The organism is Nonomuraea sp. IBHARD001 (genome assembly GCF_056106265.1).
The window spans coordinates 2,042,423-2,065,975 of record NZ_JBWBBW010000002.1 but is presented as its reverse complement, the minus strand read 5'-3'; the positions used below and the strand labels follow the sequence as shown (position 1 = coordinate 2,065,975).

Annotated in this window: 21 protein-coding genes; 12 read left to right on the top strand and 9 right to left on the bottom strand. The window is 71.4% G+C overall.

From position 1 onward, the window contains the following. Nucleotides 1-56 precede the first annotated feature (56 nt). Both ACTWNK_RS11630 and ACTWNK_RS11625 read left to right on the top strand, forming a co-directional pair. Nucleotides 57-737 carry a TetR/AcrR family transcriptional regulator gene (locus tag ACTWNK_RS11630; RefSeq protein WP_474303906.1) on the top strand — a complete coding sequence of 227 codons (681 nt, stop codon included), beginning with the start codon at nt 57-59 and terminating at the stop codon, nt 735-737. Next, on the top strand, nt 734-1,411 hold the full coding sequence (locus ACTWNK_RS11625; RefSeq protein WP_474303905.1) for a DNA alkylation repair protein: 678 nt from the start codon (nt 734-736) through the stop codon (nt 1,409-1,411). The genes ACTWNK_RS11630 and ACTWNK_RS11625 overlap by 4 nt, the downstream gene beginning before the upstream one ends. Here ACTWNK_RS11625 and ACTWNK_RS11620 read toward each other — a convergent pair. The 5 genes from ACTWNK_RS11620 to ACTWNK_RS11600 form a co-directional block, all read right to left on the bottom strand. Continuing rightward, a complete protein-coding gene (locus tag ACTWNK_RS11620; RefSeq protein ID WP_474303904.1) occupies nt 1,365-1,898 on the bottom strand; it encodes a GNAT family N-acetyltransferase in 534 nt (177 codons plus the stop codon). The two genes, ACTWNK_RS11625 and ACTWNK_RS11620, sit on opposite strands and share 47 nt — an antisense overlap. A gap of 43 nt (nt 1,899-1,941) precedes the next feature. Then, nucleotides 1,942-2,838, bottom strand: a complete 897-nt coding sequence (locus ACTWNK_RS11615) for a carbohydrate ABC transporter permease (protein ID WP_474303903.1) — start codon at nt 2,836-2,838, stop codon at nt 1,942-1,944. Next, a complete protein-coding gene (locus ACTWNK_RS11610; RefSeq protein WP_474303902.1) occupies nt 2,838-3,722 on the bottom strand; it encodes a carbohydrate ABC transporter permease in 885 nt (294 codons plus the stop codon). Before ACTWNK_RS11610 ends, ACTWNK_RS11615 begins: the two co-directional genes overlap by 1 nt. A gap of 13 nt (nt 3,723-3,735) precedes the next feature. After that, complete coding sequence (gene ngcE / locus ACTWNK_RS11605) at nt 3,736-5,160, bottom strand: N-acetylglucosamine/diacetylchitobiose ABC transporter substrate-binding protein (protein WP_474303901.1); 1,425 nt, start codon at nt 5,158-5,160, stop codon at nt 3,736-3,738. Between the two features lie 130 nt (nt 5,161-5,290). After that, nucleotides 5,291-6,172: a MurR/RpiR family transcriptional regulator gene (locus ACTWNK_RS11600; RefSeq protein WP_474303900.1), complete on the bottom strand. Its 882-nt coding sequence runs from the start codon at nt 6,170-6,172 to the stop codon at nt 5,291-5,293. A gap of 80 nt (nt 6,173-6,252) precedes the next feature. Here ACTWNK_RS11600 and ACTWNK_RS11595 point away from each other — a divergent pair, with 80 nt between their 5' ends. The 4 genes from ACTWNK_RS11595 to ACTWNK_RS11580 all read left to right on the top strand — a co-directional run bounded on the left by ACTWNK_RS11595 (nt 6,253) and on the right by ACTWNK_RS11580 (nt 9,867). Further along, entirely contained in the window at nt 6,253-7,239 is a 987-nt protein-coding gene (locus ACTWNK_RS11595) for an N-acetylglucosamine kinase (protein ID WP_474303899.1), read from the top strand. A gap of 37 nt (nt 7,240-7,276) precedes the next feature. Beyond that, a complete protein-coding gene (locus tag ACTWNK_RS11590) occupies nt 7,277-8,110 on the top strand; it encodes a universal stress protein (protein ID WP_474303898.1) in 834 nt (277 codons plus the stop codon). Between the two features lie 236 nt (nt 8,111-8,346). Then, nucleotides 8,347-9,222 (top strand): LysR family transcriptional regulator, encoded by an 876-nt coding sequence (locus ACTWNK_RS11585; protein ID WP_474303897.1) that lies wholly within the window; start codon nt 8,347-8,349, stop codon nt 9,220-9,222. Between the two features lie 15 nt (nt 9,223-9,237). Next, a complete protein-coding gene (locus ACTWNK_RS11580; RefSeq protein ID WP_474303896.1) occupies nt 9,238-9,867 on the top strand; it encodes a MerR family transcriptional regulator in 630 nt (209 codons plus the stop codon). A 156-nt stretch (nt 9,868-10,023) separates the two neighbouring features. Here the strand turns inward: ACTWNK_RS11580 and ACTWNK_RS11575 are convergent, their stop codons facing one another. Continuing rightward, complete coding sequence (locus tag ACTWNK_RS11575) at nt 10,024-10,692, bottom strand: ThuA domain-containing protein (RefSeq protein WP_474303895.1); 669 nt, start codon at nt 10,690-10,692, stop codon at nt 10,024-10,026. A 79-nt stretch (nt 10,693-10,771) separates the two neighbouring features. On the opposite strand from ACTWNK_RS11575, the gene ACTWNK_RS11570 reads away from it, so the two are divergent. From ACTWNK_RS11570 to ACTWNK_RS11560, 3 genes are read left to right on the top strand one after another with little or no spacing between them, the layout of a single operon-like run. Continuing rightward, nucleotides 10,772-11,530 (top strand): SDR family oxidoreductase, encoded by a 759-nt coding sequence (locus tag ACTWNK_RS11570; protein ID WP_474303894.1) that lies wholly within the window; start codon nt 10,772-10,774, stop codon nt 11,528-11,530. Between the two features lie 56 nt (nt 11,531-11,586). Next, the gene (locus tag ACTWNK_RS11565) at nt 11,587-13,233 is read left to right on the top strand and encodes an NAD(P)/FAD-dependent oxidoreductase (RefSeq protein ID WP_474303893.1); all 1,647 of its coding nucleotides are present in this window, start codon (nt 11,587-11,589) and stop codon (nt 13,231-13,233) included. After that, a complete protein-coding gene (locus tag ACTWNK_RS11560) occupies nt 13,230-14,660 on the top strand; it encodes an ATP-binding protein (protein WP_474303892.1) in 1,431 nt (476 codons plus the stop codon). Before ACTWNK_RS11565 ends, ACTWNK_RS11560 begins: the two co-directional genes overlap by 4 nt. A 4-nt stretch (nt 14,661-14,664) precedes the next feature. On the opposite strand, the gene ACTWNK_RS11555 is transcribed toward ACTWNK_RS11560, so the two are convergent. Together ACTWNK_RS11555 and ACTWNK_RS11550 are read right to left on the bottom strand one after the other, a co-directional pair. Continuing rightward, on the bottom strand, nt 14,665-15,897 hold the full coding sequence (locus ACTWNK_RS11555; RefSeq protein WP_474303891.1) for an alpha/beta fold hydrolase: 1,233 nt from the start codon (nt 15,895-15,897) through the stop codon (nt 14,665-14,667). 76 nt (nt 15,898-15,973) lie between these two features. After that, the gene (locus tag ACTWNK_RS11550) at nt 15,974-16,894 is read right to left on the bottom strand and encodes a carbon-nitrogen hydrolase family protein (RefSeq protein WP_474303890.1); all 921 of its coding nucleotides are present in this window, start codon (nt 16,892-16,894) and stop codon (nt 15,974-15,976) included. A gap of 68 nt (nt 16,895-16,962) precedes the next feature. On the opposite strand from ACTWNK_RS11550, the gene ACTWNK_RS11545 reads away from it, so the two are divergent. Next, the gene (locus ACTWNK_RS11545) at nt 16,963-18,096 is read left to right on the top strand and encodes a serine hydrolase domain-containing protein (protein ID WP_474303889.1); all 1,134 of its coding nucleotides are present in this window, start codon (nt 16,963-16,965) and stop codon (nt 18,094-18,096) included. 4 nt (nt 18,097-18,100) lie between these two features. Here the strand turns inward: ACTWNK_RS11545 and ACTWNK_RS11540 are convergent, their stop codons facing one another. Then, nucleotides 18,101-19,666, bottom strand: a complete 1,566-nt coding sequence (locus ACTWNK_RS11540; RefSeq protein ID WP_474303888.1) for a BCCT family transporter — start codon at nt 19,664-19,666, stop codon at nt 18,101-18,103. A gap of 129 nt (nt 19,667-19,795) precedes the next feature. On the opposite strand from ACTWNK_RS11540, the gene ACTWNK_RS11535 reads away from it, so the two are divergent. Then, nucleotides 19,796-21,595, top strand: coding sequence for a protein kinase domain-containing protein (locus tag ACTWNK_RS11535; protein ID WP_474303887.1), 1,800 nt, complete (start codon nt 19,796-19,798; stop codon nt 21,593-21,595). A 294-nt stretch (nt 21,596-21,889) separates the two neighbouring features. Beyond that, nucleotides 21,890-23,500 carry a CHAP domain-containing protein gene (locus tag ACTWNK_RS11530; protein ID WP_474303886.1) on the top strand — a complete coding sequence of 537 codons (1,611 nt, stop codon included), beginning with the start codon at nt 21,890-21,892 and terminating at the stop codon, nt 23,498-23,500. Nucleotides 23,501-23,553: the final 53 nt, after the last annotated feature.

Here is a 23,553-nt window from a genome sequence, read left to right as displayed (position 1 = left end):
GTGAGCTGGGCGAGTTCGGTGAACAAGCGATTGCGCAAGGGCCCATAATGGGGAGGGTGACCACGCGAAAGAACACCGGCGGCGCCACCGCGACATCCGCGAAGCGCGCCACCGCCAAGCGGACGACCGCGTCAGGATCGGCATCGGAGCGCCGCGACCACCTCGTCAAGCTCGCCGCCGAGCTGTTCGCGCGCAAGGGCTTCCAGGCGACCACCGTCCGCGAGATCGCCGACGAGGCGGGCATCCTCTCCGGAAGTCTCTACCACCATTTCGACTCCAAGGAGACGATCGTCGACGAGGTGCTCTCCACCTTCCTCGACGACCTCATCGCCCGCTACCGCGCGGCGCTGGAGCAGGGCGGCGAGCCCAGGGACGCGCTTGCGGAGATGGTGCGCATCGGCTTCAGCACGCTGGAGCCGCACCGCGCCGCCATCACCGTCATGCAGAACGACTACAACTACCTGCAGCAGTTCGAGCGCTTCGACTATCTCGTCAAGGCCGAGGACGAGGTCGAGCGCATGTGGGTGGAGCAGATCAAGGCCGGGCAGGCCGCAGGCCAGTTCCGGGCCGACGTCGACCCCAAGCTGACCTACCGGATGATCCGCGACACCATCTGGGTCGCGGTGCGCTGGTTCAAACCGGGCGGCAGGCTCAACACCACAGGGCTGGCCGAGCACTACATCACCGTGCTGTTCGACGGCCTGGCCAAGGGCGAGCGCACGTCACACAAGGGATGAGCCTCGGCAAGGCGGTGCGGATCGCCCTGCAGGAGGTCGCCGAGCCCGACAAGGCCGAGCCGATGCGCGCCTATATGAAGTCCGACATGCCCTTCCTGGGCGTCCAGGCGACCCCACGACGCCTGGCCCTGCGTCAGGTCTTCGCCGAGCACCGCATCGAGCGCGCCCCCGACTGGCGGCGCGCCGTCCTGGCCCTGTGGCGCGAGGCGGAGTATCGCGAGGAGCGCTACGCCGCCATCGCCCTGTCCGGCTTCCGCTACTACAAGGACTTCCAGACGCTCTACACCGTGCCGATGTACGAAGAGATGATCGTCACGGGCGCCTGGTGGGACTATGTCGACGAGATCGCGGCCGGGCGGATCGGCGGGCTGCTGCGGCGCTACCCCGACGCGATGCGCCCGCTCATGCTGGAGTGGGCGCACGGCGACGACCTGTGGAAGCGGCGCTCGGCGATCCTGTGCCAGCTGAAGTTCCATGCCGAGACCGACCTGGGCCTGCTCTACGCCTGCATCGAGCCGAGCCTGTCCGACACCGACTTCTTCGCCCGCAAGGCCATCGGCTGGGCGTTGCGCGAGCATGCCAAGGTCAATCCCGAAGAGGTCGTGCGTTATGTCAACGCCAAGGGCATCACGGGGCTGAGTCGCCGTGAGGCGCTGAAGAACCTTCCCGGGTGATCCTGAACAGATCGGCCACGACGCCGTACCACCTGGTCGTCAGGCCGAGCGCCTCCATGCCCAGGCGCCGGCACACCGCCTTGGACGGTTCGTTGGCCGGCATGACGACGGCGAGGATCTCCTCCAGGCCCGCCGCGAAGCCGCGTTCGAGCGCTCCCCCGGCCGCCTCGGTGGCGTAGCCCTTTCCTCTGTGGTCGGGGTGCAGGTGCCAGCCGACCTCGACCTCGCCGTCACCGTCGGCGAGCGGGACCAGCAGGACGGTGCCGACGGGGGCGCCGCCCGCCAGCGGCTCGACGGCCCAGATGCCGTAGGTCGTGCCGGTCCTGGCGATCCAGCGCTCCAGCCGTTGCACGGGGGTCAGCTCGACGGCGGGCAGGTATTGGGTGACCTCGGGCCTGCCGTACATGTCGGCGACGTGGTCCAGGTCCGACCGGCTGGTCGTCCAAGGGCGCACGCGCAGGCGGGGGGTGGTGAAGACGGTCGTCATCCCAGGAGTATGCGACCACCGACGATCAAGGTCCAGAGCCGGTCTACTTGAGCGCGCCCGCGGTGAGGCCGGCCTGGATCTGGCGCTGGAAGATCGTGTAGACGACGAGCATGGGCAGGATCGCCATGCTGAGCGCGGCGAACAGGGCGGCCCAGTCGGCGTCGTAGCCGGAGGCGGTGGAGATGTCGGCGATCCCCTGGGTCAGCACCCATTTCGACCGGTCGCCCGCCAGCAGCACCAGCGGGATCTGGTACTGGTTCCACTGCCCGAGGATGTTGAAGATCGTGATGCTGACGATGCCCGGCCTGGCCATCGGCAGCATCACCTGGAAGAACACCCTGCTGTGCGAGGCCCCGTCCACGAAGGCCGCCTCGGCGACCGCTCCCGGCAGCGTGCGGAAGAAGGCCGCCAGGAAGAACACCGTGAACGGCAGCGAGTAGGCCACATAGACCAGCACCAGCCCCGCATGCGTGTTCAGCCCGATGAACGGCCCGACGAGCGGGACGCGACCCATGTTCTGCACCACGAAGAACAGCGGCGTCAACGCCAGGTAAACGGGAAAGGCCAGTCCCGAGACGAACAGCAGGTACACCGCCCTGCTCCCCCTGAAGCGATACCGCGAGAGCACGTAGGCGGCCATCGACCCGAGCAGCATCGTCCCGGCCACGCCGAAGAACACCACGACGACGCTGTTGAGCATGGCCGAGCCGATGCCCGCCTGCTGCCAGGCCCTGGCGTAGTTGTCGAAGCGCAGCGTCCGCGGCAGCGACCACGCGTCGCCGAAGATCTCGCTCTCGCTCTTCACCGAGGCCAGGAACGTCCACAGGATCGGCACCGCGACCAGCACCGCCCACACCACCAGCGCGAGATGCGACAGCCCCCGCAGCGGCCCGAGCCTGGCCCGCCCCTCAAGCCGGGCCGCCCTGCGCGAGAAGGCCATCAGTACTCGATCCTCTCGCGACGCGACAACCGCAGGGCGAGCGCGGCGAACCCCACGGTGAACACGAACAGCACGACCCCCAGCGCCGATGCGTAGCCGAACCTGAAGTACTGGAAGGCGTTGCGGTAGATCTCGGCCGCCAGCACGGTGGTGGCGGAGTCGGGCCCGCCGTGCTCGGCCGTCATCACCCACACCACGGCGAAGACGTCGAGCGCGGCGATGCCCAGATAGACCCAGCCGACCTGCACGGTGTCCCACAGCAGCGGCAGCGTCACCCGTACGAACAGCTGCACGCGCCCGGCCCCGTCGATGGCCGCCGCCTCGAACACCTCACGCGGTATCGACGCCATCCCCGCCGAGAACAGCACGACGTAGAAACCGACCGCCTGCCACACCAGTACGGCGAGCACCGACCAGAACGCCACCGACGGGTCGGACAGGAACCCGACGGGTTCGAGGCCGAGCGCGATCAGCGGCCCGTTCAGCATGCCGGAGGCGTCGGGCCGGTAGACCTGCTGGAACAGCACCGCGACGACCGCGACGGCCAGCACCTGGGGGAAGAAGAACAGCACCCGGTAGAACCTCGCCCCCCGGACGCCCCCGGCCCCCAGCAGGAACGCGAACAGCAGCGCGACGCCGATCGTCAGCAGCGGCAGCAGGATCTGCAGCAGCCCGTTGTGCAGCACGGCCTGATGCACCTTGGTGTCGCCGAGCAGCCGCCCGAAGTTCTCCAGGCCGATGAAGCGCGGCGTCGCGCTCACCCCACGCCAGTCGGTGAGCGCGATGGAGAACGCCTGGACGTAGGGCGCGATCACGTAGACGAGGTAGAGCGTCACCGGGGCCGCCAGGAAGCCCACGACGAACCGCCCTCTGCCGTACCTCATCGGCCGTTGCCGCTCATGTGCGGGTGAACTTCTTGACCGAGGTATCGGCCTTGATCTCGGCGGCCTTGGCCTCGATGCGCGCGGCCCAGGCGGCCGGGGTCAGGCGGCCGTTCATGAGCTGGCCGGTGGCGGCGGCGACCTCGTCGTGCAGCGGCAGGTACCACTGGCGGAAGCGGAAGTGGACGGTGTGCTCGCCCGCGCGTGCGAGGGCGGCCGAGGCGCTGCGCAGTCCCGGCTTGAGCGTCCTGCCCTCGGCCGCGCCCTTGACGACGGTGAGCGTGCTGACGAGCTCGGAGAACCTGCCCGCCGCCTGCTTGGACAGCATCGCCCGCATGTACTCCATCCCGGCGCGCGGATTGGCCGACCTGGCCGCCACCACGAACTCCTCACCCGGCCTGGAGTGCACGGTGCCGTACGGCAGGGCGTCGGAGGCGGAGAAGTCGGGCAGCGGGAACATGGCGTAGCCGAAGTCGGCGGGCGTGCTGTCCTTCTGCTCGTTCTCCAGCCACGAGCCGCAGGGCAGCAGGGCGACCTGACCCTTGTTCTGCGCGGTCTGCGTCTGGACGTGGTCCAGGCCCGCCGTGCCCCGCATGAGGTACGTCGAGCCGATGCCCGACCAGGCGGTGGCCGAGGTCAGCACCGGTGCGGCGCTCCAGGCGCCTTCGGCGAGGTTGTCGATGTTCTTGAGCACGTCCACCCCGCCGATCTTGGCGGCCAGGGTGAGGATGGTCTCGTAGATGTAGAACGGGTGTTTCCCGGCATAGGTCAGCGGAGCCGTCCTGCCGGACTTCTTGATCGCCTCCAGCAGGCGCAGGAACTCGGCCCACGTCCTGGGCGGTTGCCAGCCGTTGTCGGCGAAGAGCTTGCTGGAGTACCAGATACCCCAGACCGTGCTGGCGTACGGCAGGACGCGGAACGTGCCGTCGTAGGTGCCGATCTCCACGGCCGTCGGCAGGATGGTGTCGCGTACCTTGACGGCGGGGTCGTCCCAGCTCGGCGCGTCGAGCAGGGCGGTGAGGTCCTGGATCTGGTCGTCCTGGACGAGGGCGCCGGTGTCCATGGCGTCGGCGCCGGAGTTGTTGATGAGCTCGGGCGGATCGCCCGCGGCGAACCTCGGCTGGAGGGTCTTGGCGACCTCCTTGAGCGCGGTGTGCCTGATCGGCACGCCCGGATGCCTGGCGGTGAAGGCGGGCTGGTGGATGGTCCTGGCGTAGGCGTCGCCGAACCCGCCGTCGAAGATGACGGTCTCGAACGGCTGGGTGGGTGCGATGCCGAACGGATTGTCCGGCCCGGTCGCGACCGGCGCCGCCGTGGGCGCGGCTCCCGGCGGGGCGCCCGGCGTCGCGCAGGCGGACAGCGCTCCGGCGACCGGCAGCAGGAGCGCGCTGCCCAGCAGTTGCCTTCGCGTCATGGGGTTGGTCATGGGGGTGGTGGACACGGTCGTACCTCCTGGCCTGGCTGGTGCGAACGGAAGCGGGTGCACTGCTCCATGTCATGCTCGTCGCCACCGGCGATGTCGACCGGCAGGCGCGCTGGCGGTCCCCTCGCGGCCTCGGCCGGACCTTCGTTCATGCCGGCGACCAGCCCTTCTCCACCCGGTGCCCGTCCACCGCCCTGATCGTCAGCTCGAACGCCTCGCTGGTGCGCTCGTAGGTGCGCTGGGCGACCGCCATGTAGACGGCGTCCAGGACGAAGATCTGGGAGTGCACGGCGGCCAGACCGCCGAGCCGGAAGGTGGTCTCCCTGCTCGCGGTCGTGAGCACCAGTCCGGCCGCCTCGGCCAGCGGCGAACGGGCGAACGAGGTGACCGCGACCGTGATCGCGCCACGCGCCGACGCCTCGCCGAGCGCCTCGATGACCTCGCGGGTCCTGCCCCGGTGCGAGATGCCGATCGCGACGTCGCCGGCGCCGAGCAGGGCCGCCTCCGACAGCGCCTGGTGGGCGTCGCCGGTGCTCCAGCAGGGGATGCGGATGCGTCGCAGCCTGCCTTCGATCAGCGCGCCGACGTCCGCGCTGGTGGAGACGCCGACCAGCAGCACCCGGCGGGCCGCGACGAGCGCGTCGGCGACCTTGGCGACCACGGCGGGGTCGAGCTGCGCGGCGGTGTCCTGGATGAGCCTGGCGTCGGTGGCCGCCATGACGGCGATGGCGGCCTCAAGCGGGTCGTCGGGACCGATCTGGTGGCCGACTCCCGCGTCCCAGCCCGCCGCGGCGGCCCTGCCGGTCTCGGTGGCCAGCGCGACCCGCAACCCCGCATAGCCGGAGAAGCCGAACGCACGGCAGAATCTGGTCACCGTGGCGGGCGAGCTGCCCGCGCGCCCGGCGAGTGCGGTGATCGTCGAGCGCGCCGCCGCCTCGGGATCGGCCAGCACGGCCGCACCCACCCGGCGCAGCGCCTCGGGAAGCGTGGAGAGCTCGGTCTCGATGCGGCCGAGCGCGCCAGCGGTCACGAATATTCCTTCCGAACACTCGATCCTTTCATGAAAATTATTCTTGCCTATCGCTTCCGTCAAGGGCCAGGATGTGACCCATGCACAACGCGCTCGTCCTCGGCCTCGACGCGGGCGGCACGTCGAGCCGCATCGCGATCTTCACCCTGTCCGGCGAGAGGGTCGGCTACGGCACATCGGGCGGCGGCAACCCCAGCGCCCACGGCCTGCGCACGGCCTCGGCGAACGTCGCCTCCGCCCTGCGCGAGGCGCTGGGCGGCGTCGACCCCTCGCTGATCGTCTCCAGCGTGGGCGGGGTCGCGGGCAACCTGCCGCTGTTCGGCCGTGCGCTCGCCGGGGTGTGGGCCGAGCACGGCATCAAGGTCGCATGGGAGCGCACGACGCTGGCGGGCGCCAGGTCGAACCCGGCCGAAGGCCCGCACGGCCTGGAGGTCATGGGCGACGTGCCGATCGCCTACGCCGCGGGCACGCCCGCACCCGACGGCGCGCTGCTGCTGTCCGGCACCGGCGCGGTGGCCGCCAGGTTCGAGGGGCGCGAGGTCGAGGAGCTCTACGACGGGCTCGGCTGGCTGCTCGGCGACGAGGGCTCCGGCTTCTGGATCGGCAGGGCGAGCGCCAAGGCCGTCGTGCACCTGCTCGACACCGGAGGCGACTCGCCGCTGGCCCGTCTCGTCGTCGCGCACTACCTCGACGGCGAGCAAGCCGAAGGCCGCGACGCCGCCTACCGCATCGTACGGCTGGCCCAGGCCCGTCACATGAGCCTGGCCGCACTCGTCCCGCTCACCGTCGCCGCCGCCGAGCAGGGCGACGCCCAGGCCGCCTCGATCCTGGAGCAGGCCGCCGCGCTGCTGGTGGCGAAGGTCACCCGCGTGCGCATCGGCGGTCCCGTGGTGCTGGCGGGTAGCGTCCTGACCAACGAGGGCCCCGTACGGCATGCCGTACGGCGGCTGCTGGGCGAGGTGCCACAGGCCACGGCCGGTGACGGCGCGGGCGCGGCGGCATGGCTCGCCGCGCTCAGGGTGAGCGACGGGGAACCGCCGCACGCCCTGTTCACCGGCTCTTGGTAGCTTCCGGTGCTTTGCCACGGACGTGGGAGGGCAGGACATGACCATGATCATTGTTGGGGTTGACGGCTCGCTGGCCGGGCTCGAGGCGGCGGGCTGGGCCGCGAAGGAGGCCGTGCTGCGCGATGTGCCGCTCAGGGTGGCGCACGCGGTGCCGGAGTGGGCCTGCGCCGAGGACGGCACCGGCAGGCTCGCCGAGGTGGCCAAGTGGATGCGCGAAGGCGGACAGAGCGTGCTCGACGCCGCGGTCGAACGGGCCCGCACCGAGGCGCCGGGCGTGGTCGTCGAGTCGGTGCTGCTGCCCGGCGACCCGAGGCAGGCGCTCATCGACGCCGGGGCCGAGGCCGAGCTGCTCGTGGTGGGCAATCACGGCATCGGCGGCTTCCGCGGGCTCATGGTCGGCTCGGTCGCCTACGGGCTGGCCGGGCTCGCGCCGTGCGATGTCGTCGTGGTACGCGACAGTTCGGCGGCCAAGCGGCGTGAGGTGATCGTCGGCGTGGACGGCTCGGCCGAGGGCGAGGCGGCGGTGCTGTTCGCGTTCGCCGAGGCGGCCAGGCGTGGGGCGACGTTGCGTGCCGTGCACACCTGGACGTCGCTGACGCCCGCCGGGGTCGACGAGGCGCAGGGCGGTCCGGGCGTGCTGAAGAAGGCGCTGGCCGACGCGCGGGCCGCTCATCCCGGGGTGAACGTGGTGGAGGAGTCGGTCAAGGGGCATCCGGCCGACGTGCTCAAGGAGGAGTCGGACGGCGCCGAGCTCCTGGTCGTCGGTTCGCGCGGGCGCGGTCTGCTGGTCGGCATGATGCTCGGCTCGGTCAGCCATGCGATGCTCCACCACGCCGGATGCCCGGTCGCGGTGATCAGGGCACGCGCGTAGGGCACCCGCTTAGGGCTCGGGCTTCGGAGATCAGGGCAGGCGCGTAGGGCACGGGCTTCGACGATCAGGGCACGCGCCTGGGGCTCGGGCCTCGGTCATCAGGGCTGGGGCCTGGGTTCGGGCTTCGGGCTTCGGAGAGGGATCTCACCTTGGGGGGATCCCTTTCGCGGCTTTGGGGTGCGATCATCCGATAGGCGGCCCCTATCGCCAGGTGTCGCCGCCGAGGGAGGTCGGCGATGGACCTGCGTCAGGTCAGATACGCGCTGGCGATCGCCCGTGCCGGGAGCCTGCGGCGGGCCGCCGCCGTGCTGCGCATCGCCCAGCCCACGCTGTCGGAGCAGTTGCGCGCCCTGGAGAAGGAGATCGGCGTGGAGCTGTTCACGCGCTCGGCGTCGGGCGTCAGCCTGACCGAGGCGGGAGAGGTCTTCCTGGCCCAGGCCACCGTCGCCGTCGACGCGTTCGAACGTGCGGTGGCGGCCGCCAGGGGCACGGGCGAGGCGATCAGGCTCGGTGTGGCCGACGGCCTCGGCGACGTGCTGGCCAGCCTGCTGTCGGAGCCGCAGGCCAGAGGGCCGAGGCTCAGGGTCGCGCCGATGGGCACGGCCGAGCAGGTCGTCTCGATCGCCGAAGGCGCCCTGCAGGCCGGACTCGGGTACGCGCCCGGCTCGCTGCCCAGAGGGCTGGCCAGGCTGGTCCTGCAGCGGGCTCCGGTCAGGGCGCTGCTGCGCAAGGACCATCCGCTCGCGGCCGAGGCTCCGCACTCCCCCGTCTCACTCGGCGCGCTGGCCGACGAGCCGCTGGTGCTGCCCGAGTCGGACGCGGTGGCGGGGGCCAGGCGTTTCCTGGCCGCGTTCGCCAGGCACGGGCTGCATCCGAGGCTCGCCCCTTCGGCCGCCAGCCACGACCTGACGATCGCGATGGTCGACGCCGGAGCCGGGTACACGCTGGCCGTACGCGAGGGCGGGCCCGTGCCCGACACACTGGCCTTCCTGCCGATCGTCGAGGAGGTGCCGCCGATCGAGGTCGTGTACCTGTGGAACCGCCAGGCCCCGCTCACCGACCTGCTGACCGCGGCACGCCATCTGGCGCGCACGTCGGCAGCGATTGGATAGTTATAGTATCCAACTATGTGGATTTCGCAGCTCAGTGCCGAGTCGGGCGTCCCCGTGCCCACGATCAAGTACTACCTCCGCGAAGGCCTCCTGCACCCGGGCCTGCAGACGGCGGCCACACGCGCCGACTACGACGAGTCGCACCTGCGACGGCTGCGCCTGGTCAGAGCGCTGCTCGAAGTCGGCAGGGTGCCCGTGGCCTCGATCAAGGCCGTGATCGACGCCGTCGAGGACGAGTCGCTGCCCGTCCACACCATGCTGGGCACCGCGCACTACGCCCTCGCCCCCGCCGTGCCCGCCGACGACAGCGAGCAGTGGGCCGAGGCCAGGGCCGAGGTCGACGCCCTGCTCACCGACCTGGGCTGGTCGATCACCCCCTCGGCGCCCCCTCGCGACGAACTCGCCCACACCCTCCTGCGCCTGCGCCAGGTCGGCCTCACCGGCGACCTGCGCCCCTACGCCGAAGCCGCCCTGCGCCTGGTCACCGAGATCGAGATCGACAGCATCCCCGTCGGCGGCCCCCGCGACACCGCCGTCGAACGCCTGGTCCTCGGCACGGTCCTGTACGGCAAAGCCTTCGACGTACTGCGCCGCCTGGCCCACGAATCCGAGTCATACCGACGGTTCGGACCAGACCACACATAGCGCTGTTCACCGTCACCGGCCCCCCAGCCCTGCGCTGGAAAGTGGCCCTGGTCGAGCTGGGCCTGGCGCGTGGCCCCTATCGCGCCTCCATAAGAGCCCTCCTCGCGCAGAGCCAGGAAGCGCACCCCCACCTCCTGGCCCGCGCCAGGCGGCTGCTCAGATGAGGGGGCGCTTCAGCAGCCACAGCGCCGCCCGCTGCAGCAGCGTGCGATGCACGGGGCTGTCGTAGGAGCGGGTGTCGTGCCCGAGTGCGTCGTACACCACCCGGCCCCTTCGGACCGGCCGGGCCCACACGAGGGGCTCGCCGGTCACCGACGACACCAGGGGGCGCACGTCGGGCAGGACGTCCAGGCCCGCGTACACCTCGTCGACGACGTCGAAGCCGCGTAGGCCCTCGACGATGGGGTGGGTGTCGTTGACCGAGACGGAGGCCCAGCCCAGGGGTGGGTGGTGGGAGGTCGACCAGTTCCAGGTGGCGCCAAGGACGCGGGACCAGCCTTGCCAGTCGTCGAAGCAGATCGAGGCGGTGTGCATGCACAGCAGGCCGCCGCCTCGGTCGAGGTGGTCGAGCAGGGTGGTGCGGGCCTCGGCGGGGAGGGTGAAGGCCCACTGGCGGCGCTGGTCGGCGAAGCGGTCGGCGCGCATCTGCCAGCGCAGGGCGTTGACGGTGATGAGCTGTACCTCCGACGGTTCGCGCAGCGCGCCCGCGATGTCGTCGGTGATCTCTGATTCGACGCCGATGTCGGCAAGCACGTCCGCGAGAGCCTTGGACGTAGCGTCGAAATCGTGGAAGAGGCCTCCAGAAAGGATCAGATTTCTCGCCATCTGCCCAGCTCATCACGGGTAGGGATACTTTTCCAGGGAGGATTTTTCGTGAAGATCTATCGCGTCCTATAGTCCGTCCATGGACCTCGGTATCAAGGGAAAGGTCGCCCTCATCACGGGCGGCAGTGCGGGAATCGGCCTGGCGGCGGCCAAGAGCCTGGCCAGGGAGGGCTGTTCGGTGTGCGTGAGCGCACGCAGCCCGGAGCGGCTGGCCGACGCCGTGGTGGAGTTGCAGGAGTACGGCGGACTCGTGCACGCCGTGCTCGGCGACGTGGAGGACCCCGAGGCGGCGGCGCGGATCGTGGCCGAGACGCATGAGGTGCTGGGCGGGCCCGACATCCTGGTCGCCAATGCCGGAGGGCCGCCGTTCGGCAGGTTCGTCGACACCGCCCCGGCCGACTGGGACGTCGCCGTGCAACGCAACCTGCTGGGCACCGTACGCCTGCTGCATGCCGTACTTCCCGGGATGCGGGCGGCGGGCTGGGGCCGGATCGTGACGATCACCAGCCGGTCGGTGCGCGAGGCGCTCGACGGCCTGGCCCTGTCCAACGCGACGCGCTCGGCCGTCGCCGGGATCGTGCGCACGCTGGCCAGGGAGGTCGGCGGCGACGGCGTGCTGGTCAACAACGTGCTGCCCGGCCCGATCGACACCGGCAGGCTGCGTTCGATGCTGACCGAGGAGGGCCTGGCGGCCAAGGCCCGGGAGGTGCCGGTCGGCAGGATCGGCCGCGCGGAGGAGGTGGGCGACGTGGTGGCGTTCCTGGCCAGCGAGCGCGCCTCCTTCGTCAACGGCGTGTCGCTGCTGGTCGACGGCGGTGAGAGCAGGGTGATCGCCTGACACCGGCGGCCCGCGTGTCATGCTTCCCCTGAGGAAGCGACAGGAAAGGCTAGCGAATGGACAAGCCCGTCATCGTGACGGTCGACGACGACCCCGGAGTCTCCCGTGCCGTGGCACGCGACCTGCGCAGAAGGTACGGCCAGCAGTACCGGATCGTCAGGGCGGAGTCCGCCGACCAGGGCATCGAGGCCGTGCGCGAGATGCGGCTGCGCGGGGACGACGTGGCCGCGATCCTGGCCGACTACCGCATGCCGCAGATGAACGGCGTGCAGTTCCTCGAACTGGCGATGGACATGTACCCCTACGCCAGAAGGGTCCTGCTGACCGCCTACGCCGACACGGACGCGGCCATCCAGGCGATCAACGTCGTCGACCTCGACCACTACCTGCTCAAGCCGTGGGACCCGCCGGAGGAGAAGTTCTACCCGGTGCTCGACGGCCAGCTCGACGCCTGGCAGCGCACCGACCGGGTCGAGCGCAACGAGCTGCGCGTGGTCGGCGACCGCTGGTCGGCGCTGTCGTACCAGGTGCGCGACTTCCTGGCCCGCAACCACGTGCCCTACCAGTGGATGCTGGCCGAGGACCCCGACGGCGCGCAGCTGGTCGCGGCCGTGGGCGACGAGTGCAGGCTGCCGCTGGTCGTCACCGTGGAGGGCGAGTCGCTGCAGGCGCCCGACCAGTCGACGCTGGCCTCGGCCGTCGGCCTGTCGACGACGCCCGCGACCGACTTCTACGACCTGATCGTCATCGGCGGCGGCCCGGCCGGGCTCGGCGCGGCGGTGTACGGCGCCTCCGAGGGGCTCAACACCGTGCTCGTCGAGGCGCTCGCCTCCGGCGGGCAGGCGGGGCAGAGCTCCAGGATCGAGAACTACCTGGGCTTCCCCGACGGCGTGTCCGGCGGGCAGCTGGCCGACCGGGCCAGGCGGCAGGCGCTGAAGTTCGGCGCCGAGCTGCTCACCGCGCGCAAGGTGGTCAGCCTGGAGAGCAAGGGCCAGGCCAGGGTGGTCGGCTTCAAGGACGGCGGTGAGATCGCCGCGCACGCGGTCATCCTGGCCACCGGCGTCGCCTACCGCCGCCTGGAGGCGCCCGGCCTGGACGACTTCGTCGGCAGCGGCGTCTTCTACGGCGCCGCGATGACCGAGGCGCCCGGCTGCCAGGACGGCGAGGTCTTCATCGCGGGCGCGGCGAACTCGGCCGGGCAGGCCGCCGTCTACCTGTCGGGATTCGCGAGCAAGGTCAACTTGTTGGTACGTGGCGACGGGTTGGAGAAGTCCATGTCGCACTACCTGATCGAGCAGATCGCCGCGATCCCCAGTATCGAGGTGCACGTCGAGACCTCGGTCGTCGGCGCGCAGGGCGACGGGCACCTGGAGAGCCTGACCCTCGAAGGCCCGGCTGGGCGGCGCACGGTCGACGCGCAGTGGCTGTTCGTCTTCATCGGCGCCGAGCCCTACACCACGTGGCTCGGCGACACGGTGGAGCGCGACGCCAAGGGGTTCGTGCTGACCGGGCCCGACCTGGTCATGCACGGACGGCCGCGCAACTGGCCGCTCAGGCGGGAGCCGTACTACCTGGAGACCAACATGCCCGGTGTGTTCGCCGCCGGTGACGTGCGGGCCGACTCGATCAAGCGGGTCGCCTCGGCCGTCGGCGAGGGCGCCATGGCGGTGGCGTTGGTCCATCGTTACCTGGAGAAGGCATGAGCGTCGACATCGAGATCCTGCGCAAGCTCTTCCTGTTCGAGCGGCTGACCGACGAGCAGCTGGCCAAGCTCGGGGCCGCCGGGCGCATCGCCGAGTTCGAGCAGGGCGATCTCGTCGTGCGCCAGGGCGACCCGGCCGACTGCTTCGTCGTGCTGGTCGAGGGCGAGATCGTGATGTCGACCGACACCAGTGCGGGCGTCGTGTCGATGAGCCGTACCTCGCAGCCGGGCGTGTACGGCGGCGCCATCGCCGCCTATCTCGGCGACAAGGCGCCTCCCGGCTACTCGCACTCGTTGCGGGCGACCGCGCCGACGCGGATGTTCGTGCTTCCGGCGGCGAAGTTCGCGCACATCGTGTCGGAGTGGTTCCCAATGGCGATGCACCTGCTGGAGGGGCTCACCTTCGGCGGCAGGGCGCAGCGCGAGATCATCGACAGGCGGCAGCGGCTGACCGCGCTCGGCCAGATCACCGCCGGGCTGACCCACGAGCTGAACAACCCGGCCGCCGCGGCCGTGCGCGCGGTGAGCGAGCTGCGTCAGCTCATCGGCGCCTCGCGTACCCAGCTCGCCGGGCTGGCCGAGGCCGGGATCGCGCCGGAGAAGCTGCGTGCGCTGATCGAGATGCAGGAGCGGTGCGCCTCGGCCGTCGGCAACCTGCCGCCGCGCTCGCCGCTGCAGATCTCCGACGCCGAGGACGAGCTCGGCGACGCGCTGGAGGAGATCGGCGTCGACGACGCGTGGGAGCTGGCCCCCGCGCTGGTCAACGCCGGGTTCGACGTGGCGGGCCTGGAGAAGGTGCGCTCGAAGGTGGGCGAGGAGCACACCGGGGCCGCGCTGCGCTGGCTGGCCGAGGCGACGGAGATCTCGCAGATGCTCGGCGAGGTGACCGAGGCGACCGAGCGCATCAGCTCGCTGCTGTCGTCGGCCAAGCAGTACTCCCAGATGGACCGCGCGCCGTACCAGGTGTGTGATCTGCACGAGTTGCTGGACAGCACGCTGGCGATGTTCAGGGGCAAGATCTCGCCGAATGTCACCGTGGTGACCGACTACGACCGCACGATGCCGCACATCCCGGCCTTCGCCGGTGAGCTGAACCAGGTGTGGACCAATCTCATCCACAACGCGCTCGACGCCATGGGCGAGCGCGGCACGCTGACGGTCCGCACCGGCCACGACGAGGACGAGGCGATCATCGAGATCGGCGACACCGGGCACGGCGTCCCCGACGAGATCAAGGAGCGCATCTTCGAGCCGTTCTTCACCACCAAGAGCGTGGGCAAGGGCACCGGCCTCGGCCTGGACATCTCCTACCGGATCGTGGCAGGCCACCACGGCGGCGAGCTGAAGGTCCGCTCCGAACCAGGCCAGACCTGGTTCGAGGTACGGCTGCCGCTGCGCGAGACCCAGCAGGAGGACGTCACGGCCTGAGCGTTCAGAGGCGCCCTGCGGCCATGTCCATCAGGCGGGAGACCACGGCGCCTCCGGAGGCGCGGATGCCGTCGTGCTCCCACTCGTTGCTCACCCAGGCGCGCACGTTGCCGACCGCGCGTGCGGTCTCCAGCGACAGGCCCGCGTCGACGTACATGTCGTCGTGGTAGACGGCGGCGGCGACCGGCACCCGGTTGGCCGCCAGCCTGGCGGTGTCGTAGAGCGGCGGCCAGTCGGCCCGTGCGGCCAGCAGGTCGGCCGCCTCGGCATACGGCTTGAGCAGGCCGATCTCGTCGAACATCCAGCGGTAGATCATCTCGCCGGTCAGCATCTCGGGCCGGTGGAAGTCGGTGGGCAGCGTGCGGTCGGCCGCCCAGGCGGTGGCCGCGCCCTGGGCGTAGATCGGCTCGTGCAGGACGGCGTAGAGCGGCCTTCCGGCGAACCCGGTCTCGGCCATGACCTCGTGGCGGAAGGAGTCCGACAGGGCCGCTCCCGTCCACGCCTCCTCCAGCAGCCAGTGCAGCCGCGCCGAGCCGTCGCCCATGCCCAGGCGGTGGCCGATCGTCTTGAACCTGGCCACGCTCAGCACGTCGCCGTCGGGCAGGCGCTCCTCGGTCGTCGCCAGGTGCTCGGCGATGCGGCGCACGGCGGCCTCGTCGGCGGGGAAGCGCCGGTAGTGCTCGCGCAGCTTGTGCCGTACGCGGGGATAGGTGCGGGTGTAGACGTCGTCGGCCGTCGCGGTGAGGCCGGGCAGGCCGCCGGTGATGTAGCAGGCCTTGAGTGCCTCGGGGGCCAGGGAGAGGTAGGTCAGGGTGACGAAGCCGCCGTAGCTCTGGCCGAGCGTCTCCCACTGCTCGACGCCGAGCGCCTTCCTGATGTGCTCGCAGTCGGCGACGATCGCATCGGCCCTGAAGCAGGACAGGTAGGCGGCCTGCTCGGCCGGTGAGCCCGTCAGATCGGCCGGGGTGACGGGCGTGCTCCTGCCGGTGCCGCGCTGGTCGAGCAGCAGCACACGGTGGGTGGCGAGCACGGGACCCCACTGGCTCGCGTCGACGGGACGCGGTGACCTGCCGCCCGGGCCGCCCTGCAGGAAGACCAGCCACGGCCGCTCGCCCGCGTCCGGCGCGGCCATCTCACGGGCGAACACCCGGATCGTGGCGCCGCCGGGGTCGGCGTGGTCGAGGGGCACGGTGAACTCGTGGTCGGTGAGGCGCAGGCCCGGCAGGAAGACTGTCACGTCGTGCACATTACTGGGCACATTACTGGTTGTCTGTCGGCCTGCCCCGCTTGTGATCGACGCTCCCGCCGGCCGGTCAGTCGGTGAACTCGGCGGGCGCGAGTCTGCGCCTGTTCACCTCGACCTTGAAGACGTCGCCGCGCGCGTAGTGGCCGACCGGGTCGAAGTTCTGGCGTTCGCCGCGCACGACGGCCGGGTCGATGTCGGCGGTGACGAGTTGTTCGACGCCGGAGACCGGCTCGACGATCCACTCGCCGTCGGGCCCGGCGACGGCCGAGCCGCCGTCGTAGCCCGACAGGTGCTCGGCCAGTTCGGCGCGGAAGGGGAAGGCGGCGGGCACGTCGTCGTAGGAGATGAGCGCCCCGGCCGCCAGCGAGTAGACCCTGCCCTCCTTGGCGATGAACCTGGTGATGTCCTTGGTCAGGCCGGTGGAGCCCGGCCAGACCGACACGTGCAGGTCCTGGCCCTGGGCGTAGAGCGCCTGGCGGGCCAGCGGCATCCAGTTCTCCCAGCAGTTGAGGCCGCCGACGCGGACGTCGCCCACCTGGTGCACGCGCAGGCCGTGCCCGTCGCCCGCGCCCCAGACCAGCCGCTCCTCGTAGGTGGGCACCAGCTTGCGGTGCGCCGAGACGATCCCTTCGGCGGGCGAGATCGCCACCAGCGTGCAGTAGACCGTGCCGTGCACCCGCTCCGATACGCCCAGATAGGTGAAGACGCCGAGATCGCGCACCGCCTCGGTCACGGTCTTCAGCTCGGGCCCCTCCAGCTCGACCGCGGCGTCGAGGTAGGCGGCGTATGCCCGCTTCTGCTCGGCGTCGTCGAAGCGCGCCCCGCCGGTCAGCGTGAGCCAGTGCGGATAGCCGGACAGGAACGTCTCGGGAAAGGCCAGCAGGTCGACGCCGGTGCCGGCGGCGCGGCCGAGGAAGTCGACGACCTTGCGGACCCCCTCGGCCGGGTCGAGCCAGGGGCAGCGGGCCTGGGCGGCGGAGATGCGCATGGCGCGATCCTAACCGCCCCGGGACCGGTCCTAGGGTGGGTGGCGTCGGCGCAGGCGGGAGGTCGGTCGTGACGGTCGAGGGGTATGTCGCACCCGGGTTCGAGCCCGTGCGGGAGGTGTTCGAGCGGCACTTCGCCGAAGGCTTGGAGCTGGGCGCGGCCGTGGCCGTGCACGTGGCGGGCGAACGCGTCGCCGACCTGTGGGGCGGCGTCGCCGACCGGCGCACCGGCAGGCCGTGGCTGCGCGAGACGCCGGTGACGGTCTTCTCCTGCACCAAGGCGGTGACGGCCGTCGTCGTGCTGCGCCTGGCCGAACGCGGCCTGCTGGACCTGGCCGCGCCCGTGGCGCGGGTGTGGCCGGAGTTCGCCTCGGCGGGCAAGGCGGGGATCACCGTCGAACACCTGCTGACCCACACGGCGGGCCTGCCGGTGCTGGAGGCGGACGTGCCGGTGGAGGAGTTCGGCGACCTGCCCGCGATCGCCGCCCGGCTGGCCGCCCAGGCGCCGATCTGGGAGCCGGGCACGGCGCACGGCTATCACGCGCTGACCTTCGGCTTCCTGCTGGGCGAGGTCGTGCGCCGGGCGAGCGGGCAATCGGTCGGCGAGCTGGTCGCGTCCGAGATCGCCGGGCCGCTCGGCCTGGAGATGTGGCTGGGCGCACCCGACGACGTGATCTCCCGTACGGCGATGTCGTCGGCGGGCGAGCGCGTCCTCGCCGGTGCGCCGGGCCGGGCGGCGCCCGAGCTCGACCCGTCCGGCCTGCTGAACCAGGCGCTGAACCGGCCTCGGATGACGCTGCTCAAGGGCGGCGCCAACCATCCGGTCCTGCTGCGCGCCGGGTGGCCGGCGGCCGGGCTGGTGGCGACGGCACGGGGGCTGGCCGGGTTCTACGCGGCGCTGCTGGAGGGACGGCTGGTCGGGCCCGGCACGTTGCGCGACGCCGTACGCGCCCGGGTGTCCGGGGTGGACCGGGTGATGCGGGGGGAGTCGTCGTTCGGGCTGGGCTTCATGCGGCCGTCTGCGGCCTTCCCGGTGCCGGGCGGGCCCGGGGGGTTCGGGCACACCGGGATGGGCGGGTCGCTCGGGCTGGGCGATCCCGGGAGCGGCCTGGCGCTGGCCTATGTGATGAACAGGATGGCCGGCTCACTCGTCGGCGACAGCCGCGCCCTCCTGCTCACGGAGGCCGCCTACCGTTGCCTGTAGGCGCTCAGGTCCTGGTGTCGCGGCCGACCACGCGTTTGATCGCGATCGGCAGGCCGTAGCCGCGTGCGCGTACGTGGGGCGGGCCCGCGCCGGGGTCGTGGCGCAGTTCCTTGCCCACCGCGACGCACAGCAACAGCATCACGATCACGAACGGCAGTGCCACCAGGATCGTCGCCTGCTGCAGGGCCTGCAGCCCGCCCGCGACCAGCAGCACCACCGCCACCGCGCCGATGAGCACGCCCCACATGATCACCAGAGTGCGCGGCGGATGCAGCGACCCCTTCGACGACAGCGACCCGAGCACCAGCGAGGCCGAGTCGGCGCCCGTGACGAAGTACAGCGCGACCAGCACCACGGCGACGACGGTGGTGACGCCGCTGATCGGCAGCGCGTCGAGCAGGGCGAACATTCCCGCCTCGGGGCTCTCGGCCACCGGGCCCGCGAGGTCGGCCGCCCCGGAGCGCTGCAGGGTGAGCGCGCTCCCCCCGCTGACGCAGAACCAGATGACGCTGGCCGCGCTCGGCACGGCCATCACCCCCACGATGAACTCACGGATCGTACGGCCGCGCGAGATGCGGGCGATGAACGCGCCGACGAACGGCGCCCACGACAGCCACCACGCCCAGTAGAAGATCGTCCAGGCGCCCAGCCAGGCCTTGTCCACGAATGCGCCGGTGCGGGTGGCCATCGGGATCAGGTCGTTGAGATAGCTGCCGACCGAGGCCGGGATGAGGTCGAGGATGGCGACCGTCGGCCCGAATACGAAGATCACCAGGGCCAGTACCCCGGCCAGGTAGACATTGGCCGTGCTCAGCCACTGCACCCCGCCGTGCACGCCGGTGGCCGCCGACAGGACGAAGGCCGCGGTCAGCACGACGATGATGACCACCTCGGCGCTGCGCCCGCCGACGTCGAACAGCTGGTTCAGCCCGTACTCCACCTGCAGTGCGCCGAGACCAAGGCTGGTCGCGGTGCCGAAGACGGTGGCGAGCACCGCCAGCCCGTCCAGCGCCCGGCCCACGCCTTTGCGCTGCCCGAACAGCGGCTCGAAGGCGGCGCTGAACCTGTTGCCCCTGCCTTTGCGGAAGGTCGAGTACGCCAGGGCCAGGCCGGTGATGGCGTAGATCGCCCAGGGATGCAGGGTCCAGTGGAAGAGGGTGTACTCCATCGCGGTGCGCGCGGCGGCCGGGGTGCCGGGCGTGACGCCGAGGCCGCCCGGAGGGGCGAGGAAGTGCTCCATCGGCTCGGCGACGCCGTAGAACATCAGGCCGATGCCCATCCCGGCGCTGAACATCATCGCGTACCAGGCCAGGTTGCCGAACTCCGGTGCGTCGTCGTCCTTGCCGAGCCTGATCCTGCCGTACTTGCTCACGGCCAGGACGACGGCCAGGACGAGGAAGAAGTCGGCCGCCACGACGAAGACCCAGCCGAGATTGGCCAGGACCCAGCCGAGTGCGGCCTCGCCGGTGTCGTTGAGCGACTCGGTGCCGAGCGCGCCCCAGACCACCACGCCGAGCAGCATCGCCACGGTCACCGCTACAAGCGGTAGGTCGGGCTTGTGGGTGCGCATCGAGATCCCCTCACCTTGATTACAGAGCGTCATACCCCTTACGCCAAGAGTGAAATATCGTGACTCGTGACAACCGGAACCCCGGGTGAGACCGTCGAAGTTCTGAACGAATCTGATTCGGGGTGATGGATGGTTCCGGGATACCGCGAAGTGCGCCAGCTCGGCGCAGGCAGCACTGGCCGCGTCTTCCTCGCCACATACGCCACAACAGGCGCATACGTCGCCATCAAATATCTCAATGCCACGCTGCGCCGTGACGCCGACTTCATGCGGAGATACCGCGACGAGGCGCCCGCGCTGGTCGATCTCGACGACCCGCACATCGTCAGGCTCTACGAGTACGTCGAGACCGCCAAGCGGGCCGCCGTCGTCATGGAGCTCGTCGACGGGGTGTCGCTGCGCGCCCTGCTGGCCGAGCACACGCGCATGTCGCCCGAGGCGGCGCTCGTCGTGCTCAAGGGCGTCCTGCTGGCGCTGGACGCCGCGCACGGGAGGGGCATTCCACACCGGGACGTCAAGCCGGACAACGTGCTCATCCAGGCGGACGGGACCAGCAAGCTGGCCGACTTCGGGCTGGCCGTGCACGCCGAGGAGCCCGGCGTTCCGGCGGGCAGCCCGCCGTACATGGCGCCCGAGCTCTGGACCAGCGGGGAGGCGGGCACGTCCGCCGATCTGTACGCGGCGGCGTGTGTGCTGTTCGAGTGCGTCAAGGGTCGCCCGCCGTACCGCATCGACGACGTGCCGGGGCTGCGCGAGGCCCATCTGAACCAGCCGATCCCGGTCGAGGTCGCGCCCGACACCCTGCGTGACCTGCTGCGCAGAGGACTGGCCAAGGACGGCGCCGACCGGCCGGACTCGGCCGCCGCGTTCGCCGCCGAGGTCGAGGAGGACGCGCTCGCGAGCTACGGGCCGGAGTGGGAGAAGCGGGGGCGCAGGCACCTGGCCGAACTCGCCACCGTGCTCGCGCTGCGCTTCCCGCTCGCCCAGACCGTCGCGAGCGCGGGCACGCCGCCGCGCGGCACGCCGGTCACCAGGGCGATCGGCACGGTGCCGAAGCTGCCGCCGAGGGTGTGGGTGGCGGGCGGTGCGATGCTGGCGGTGGTGGTGGCGCTGCTGGTCTCGGGCGGGCGGCTGCTGCCCGACCCCGGCGCGCTGCTGCAGCCGCCGCAGTCCACGGTCGAGGCCGGGTCGGCCCCCGCGACCGAGATCACCCCGTCGAAGGCCGCACGCTCCACCCAGCGCCCGCCCAAGGCCAAGGGCTCGGCCAGTGCCGCCCCCAGCACGATCATGGCCACACCGCCCGAGCCGCCCGTCCCCACCCCGCCGTCCGCCTCGCGCACCCCCGCGGTCAAGGCCGCGCAGATCTCCCGCTGGAACGGCTCCGCCGGAGCCTTGCGCATCTCGGCCAGCGGGCCGGGTCCCGTACGGCTGCGCGTGTCCTACACGCGGCGCGACGGCGAGGGGCCCGCCCGTACCGTGCACCAGACGACGACGACGCTGACCGGGCGCAGCGGCTACTCCGTCGGCGTGCGGCGTGACGTGGACGACGTCGCGTGCGGCAGGCAGGCGCACTTCGGCCTCATGGTGTTCACCGAGCCGGCGGCGGCCAACGGGCCCCAGATCAGCGAGGTCACCGTGACCGGCCCGCCGTGCCCCACCCCTTCCGTCACCTCACCGCCGCCCGTCACGGCCCCGCCCTCCACGGCGTCGCCTCCCGGCGGGAGCACCGATCCGAGCACGCCCACCGCGGCCTCCACCTTCCGCACGCCCCTGCCCGCCCCCACCACCGTCGCCGCTCCCGCGCCCGCACCCACCCCCGCCTCCGCCTCCGCCTCCGCGCCGGGCGAGACCACGCCCGCGGCGAGCACGGCGTCCATGGGGAGCGGCGCGGTCGAAAGCACGTCTGCCGACGAGGTGGAAGGGGAGTGAGCCCCCTCTTTCGGCAGGCGAATCGCCGTTCCGGCCTGGGAATGGTCACGTTTCGGTCGCGTTCCTCGCTGAAGTTTGGTAGATCTTTTTGCATGATGTCGGCTTTTGCGAGATATGTCTGGGAGCCTTGTGACCAGCGGTTTTCCCGGGACGACGGACTTGGCGTGTGGTTGACGCTGGCTTGACCTGCTCTTTTGCACAGGTAGCCTCCCTCATCACGCAGATGGTTTCGTCCCGTATGCCCCAGGCTTCTCCCCCGTTGCCGCCATGCCCGGAAGGTTCCCCCGTACTTCCATGACTCCAGAGACGCAGAAGCTCATCGAGCTGCTCGAAGGCGAGCTCGGCTACTCCGAGCACGACAACGGCGGCGACACCAAGTTCGGCGATTGGTACGGGAAGAACGTCGAGTTCGACGCCGACTACTCCGGCGCCCCGTGGTGCGACATGTTCCTGTCGTGGGGTGCGCACAAGCTCGGCTACGAGGAGTGGGTGGGCCAGTTCGCCTACACCGTCTACCACGCCGAATGGTTCAAGGAGCAGGACGCCTGGGGCACCACCCCGAAGCCGGGCGCGTTCGTCTTCTACGACTGGCGCGGCGGCGACGAGATCGACGACATCGACCATGTCGGCATCGTCACGAAGGTCCAGGGCGACAAGATCTTCACGATCGAGGGCAACATCGACGGGGGCGTCGCCAAGCGCAAGGAGCGCGACCAGAGCAAGGTCGTCGGATACGGGTACCCGGAGAAGATCAAGGCCAGGCTCGACAAGGCCGCCGAGGAGGCGCACGAGCAGGCCCTGCTGGAGCAGTCGCAGGCCGCCAAGGACAGCGACGTGGGCCATCTGCGGCTGCCGCCGAGCATCACCGCCCTGGTGCCCGACCGCGCCCCCGCCTCGCCCGAGCCCGCCCACGCGCCCCTGCTGGCCGCCGCCGAGCCCAAGAGCGCCGACGCGGTGGCCAAGGCGCCCGAGCCCAAGGCCGCCGTCCCGGCCCAGGCAGCCGCTCCGGCGCCCGGCAAGACCGGCAAGCACGCCAAACCGGCCACCGCCGACACCAAGGCCGTCACCGCCGAGCCGCTCGCGTCCTTCGCCGACGCCTCCGCCACCTCGCCGATGCCCGCACTCGGCTCACCCGCCCTCGTCGGCCCGGCCCTGATCGCCGCGCTCGCCGTCCTGGCCGTGGCCAAGTCGCGTCAGGTACGCCTGCGCTTCGCCCCCGCCGCCGCCCTGCTGTCGCGGCCCGCCCGCCAGCCCGGCCGCAGACGCGCGGGCACCCGCAGGCGTACGGCCGTGCCCAGCGTGACGGCGTTCGCCGCCGAGCGTGTGGCCGAGAGCACGACCGTGCCGCAGACGCAGGAGGTCCACGAGTCCTCGACGATCGTGGCGCCCACGGTCGCGGCCGAGACCTCGACCGTCCAGCTCACCTCGGTCACCGCCGCGCCGATCGCCGAACTCGCTGGAGCCGCGGCGGGCCGCCACGCGCAGAGCTCCACGCTGGCCGTACCCGACCTGGTGCTGGCCGCGCCGTCCTTCACCGGCGAGCCCGAAGGCCGTGCGTCGGAGTTCGAGGCCTTCACGCCCAGGCTGTCGCCGCGCACCAGGGCCGCCTCGGCCTACCGGGGGCGGCGCAGGTCGCGTGAGCTGCCGGTCGAGGAGAGCACCACGTTCACGCAGGACGGTCCGCTGCGCGGTCGCCGGCACAGCCGCAGGGACCACATGCCCGCGGGCCAGGTCTTCACCCAGCGCGACGACCTGCTGAACCACCACGTCCCCTCGACGCCCGCCTTCACCCAGGACGCGCCGCTGCGCGGCCGCAGGCACAGAGGCGGCGCCACGGCCACGGCTACGGCCACTGCCGCCGCCGCTCCCGTCCTCGTCCCCGGCAGGGGCCGCCACCGCGCCTGAGCCCCTGTCCTGCCGCCGCCCCGCGCTTGGAGGAGATCTATAGGCGCGTGCCG

Excerpts from the sequence above, each read along its gene's own strand:
- ACTWNK_RS11625 (WP_474303905.1), top strand. The coding sequence starts at position 734 with ATGAGCCTCGGCAAGGCGGTGCGGATCGCCCTGCAGGAGGTCGCCGAG.
- ACTWNK_RS11620 (WP_474303904.1), bottom strand. The coding sequence starts at position 1,898 with ATGACGACCGTCTTCACCACCCCCCGCCTGCGCGTGCGCCCTTGGACG.
- ACTWNK_RS11615 (WP_474303903.1), bottom strand. The coding sequence starts at position 2,838 with ATGGCCTTCTCGCGCAGGGCGGCCCGGCTTGAGGGGCGGGCCAGGCTC.
- ACTWNK_RS11610 (WP_474303902.1), bottom strand. The coding sequence starts at position 3,722 with ATGAGGTACGGCAGAGGGCGGTTCGTCGTGGGCTTCCTGGCGGCCCCG.
- ACTWNK_RS11595 (WP_474303899.1), top strand. The coding sequence starts at position 6,253 with ATGCACAACGCGCTCGTCCTCGGCCTCGACGCGGGCGGCACGTCGAGC.
- ACTWNK_RS11590 (WP_474303898.1), top strand. The coding sequence starts at position 7,277 with ATGACCATGATCATTGTTGGGGTTGACGGCTCGCTGGCCGGGCTCGAG.
- ACTWNK_RS11585 (WP_474303897.1), top strand. The coding sequence starts at position 8,347 with ATGGACCTGCGTCAGGTCAGATACGCGCTGGCGATCGCCCGTGCCGGG.
- ACTWNK_RS11580 (WP_474303896.1), top strand. The coding sequence starts at position 9,238 with ATGTGGATTTCGCAGCTCAGTGCCGAGTCGGGCGTCCCCGTGCCCACG.
- ACTWNK_RS11575 (WP_474303895.1), bottom strand. The coding sequence starts at position 10,692 with ATGGCGAGAAATCTGATCCTTTCTGGAGGCCTCTTCCACGATTTCGAC.
- ACTWNK_RS11570 (WP_474303894.1), top strand. The coding sequence starts at position 10,772 with ATGGACCTCGGTATCAAGGGAAAGGTCGCCCTCATCACGGGCGGCAGT.
- ACTWNK_RS11565 (WP_474303893.1), top strand. The coding sequence starts at position 11,587 with ATGGACAAGCCCGTCATCGTGACGGTCGACGACGACCCCGGAGTCTCC.
- ACTWNK_RS11560 (WP_474303892.1), top strand. The coding sequence starts at position 13,230 with ATGAGCGTCGACATCGAGATCCTGCGCAAGCTCTTCCTGTTCGAGCGG.
- ACTWNK_RS11550 (WP_474303890.1), bottom strand. The coding sequence starts at position 16,894 with ATGCGCATCTCCGCCGCCCAGGCCCGCTGCCCCTGGCTCGACCCGGCC.
- ACTWNK_RS11540 (WP_474303888.1), bottom strand. The coding sequence starts at position 19,666 with ATGCGCACCCACAAGCCCGACCTACCGCTTGTAGCGGTGACCGTGGCG.
- ACTWNK_RS11535 (WP_474303887.1), top strand. The coding sequence starts at position 19,796 with ATGGTTCCGGGATACCGCGAAGTGCGCCAGCTCGGCGCAGGCAGCACT.
- ACTWNK_RS11530 (WP_474303886.1), top strand. The coding sequence starts at position 21,890 with ATGACTCCAGAGACGCAGAAGCTCATCGAGCTGCTCGAAGGCGAGCTC.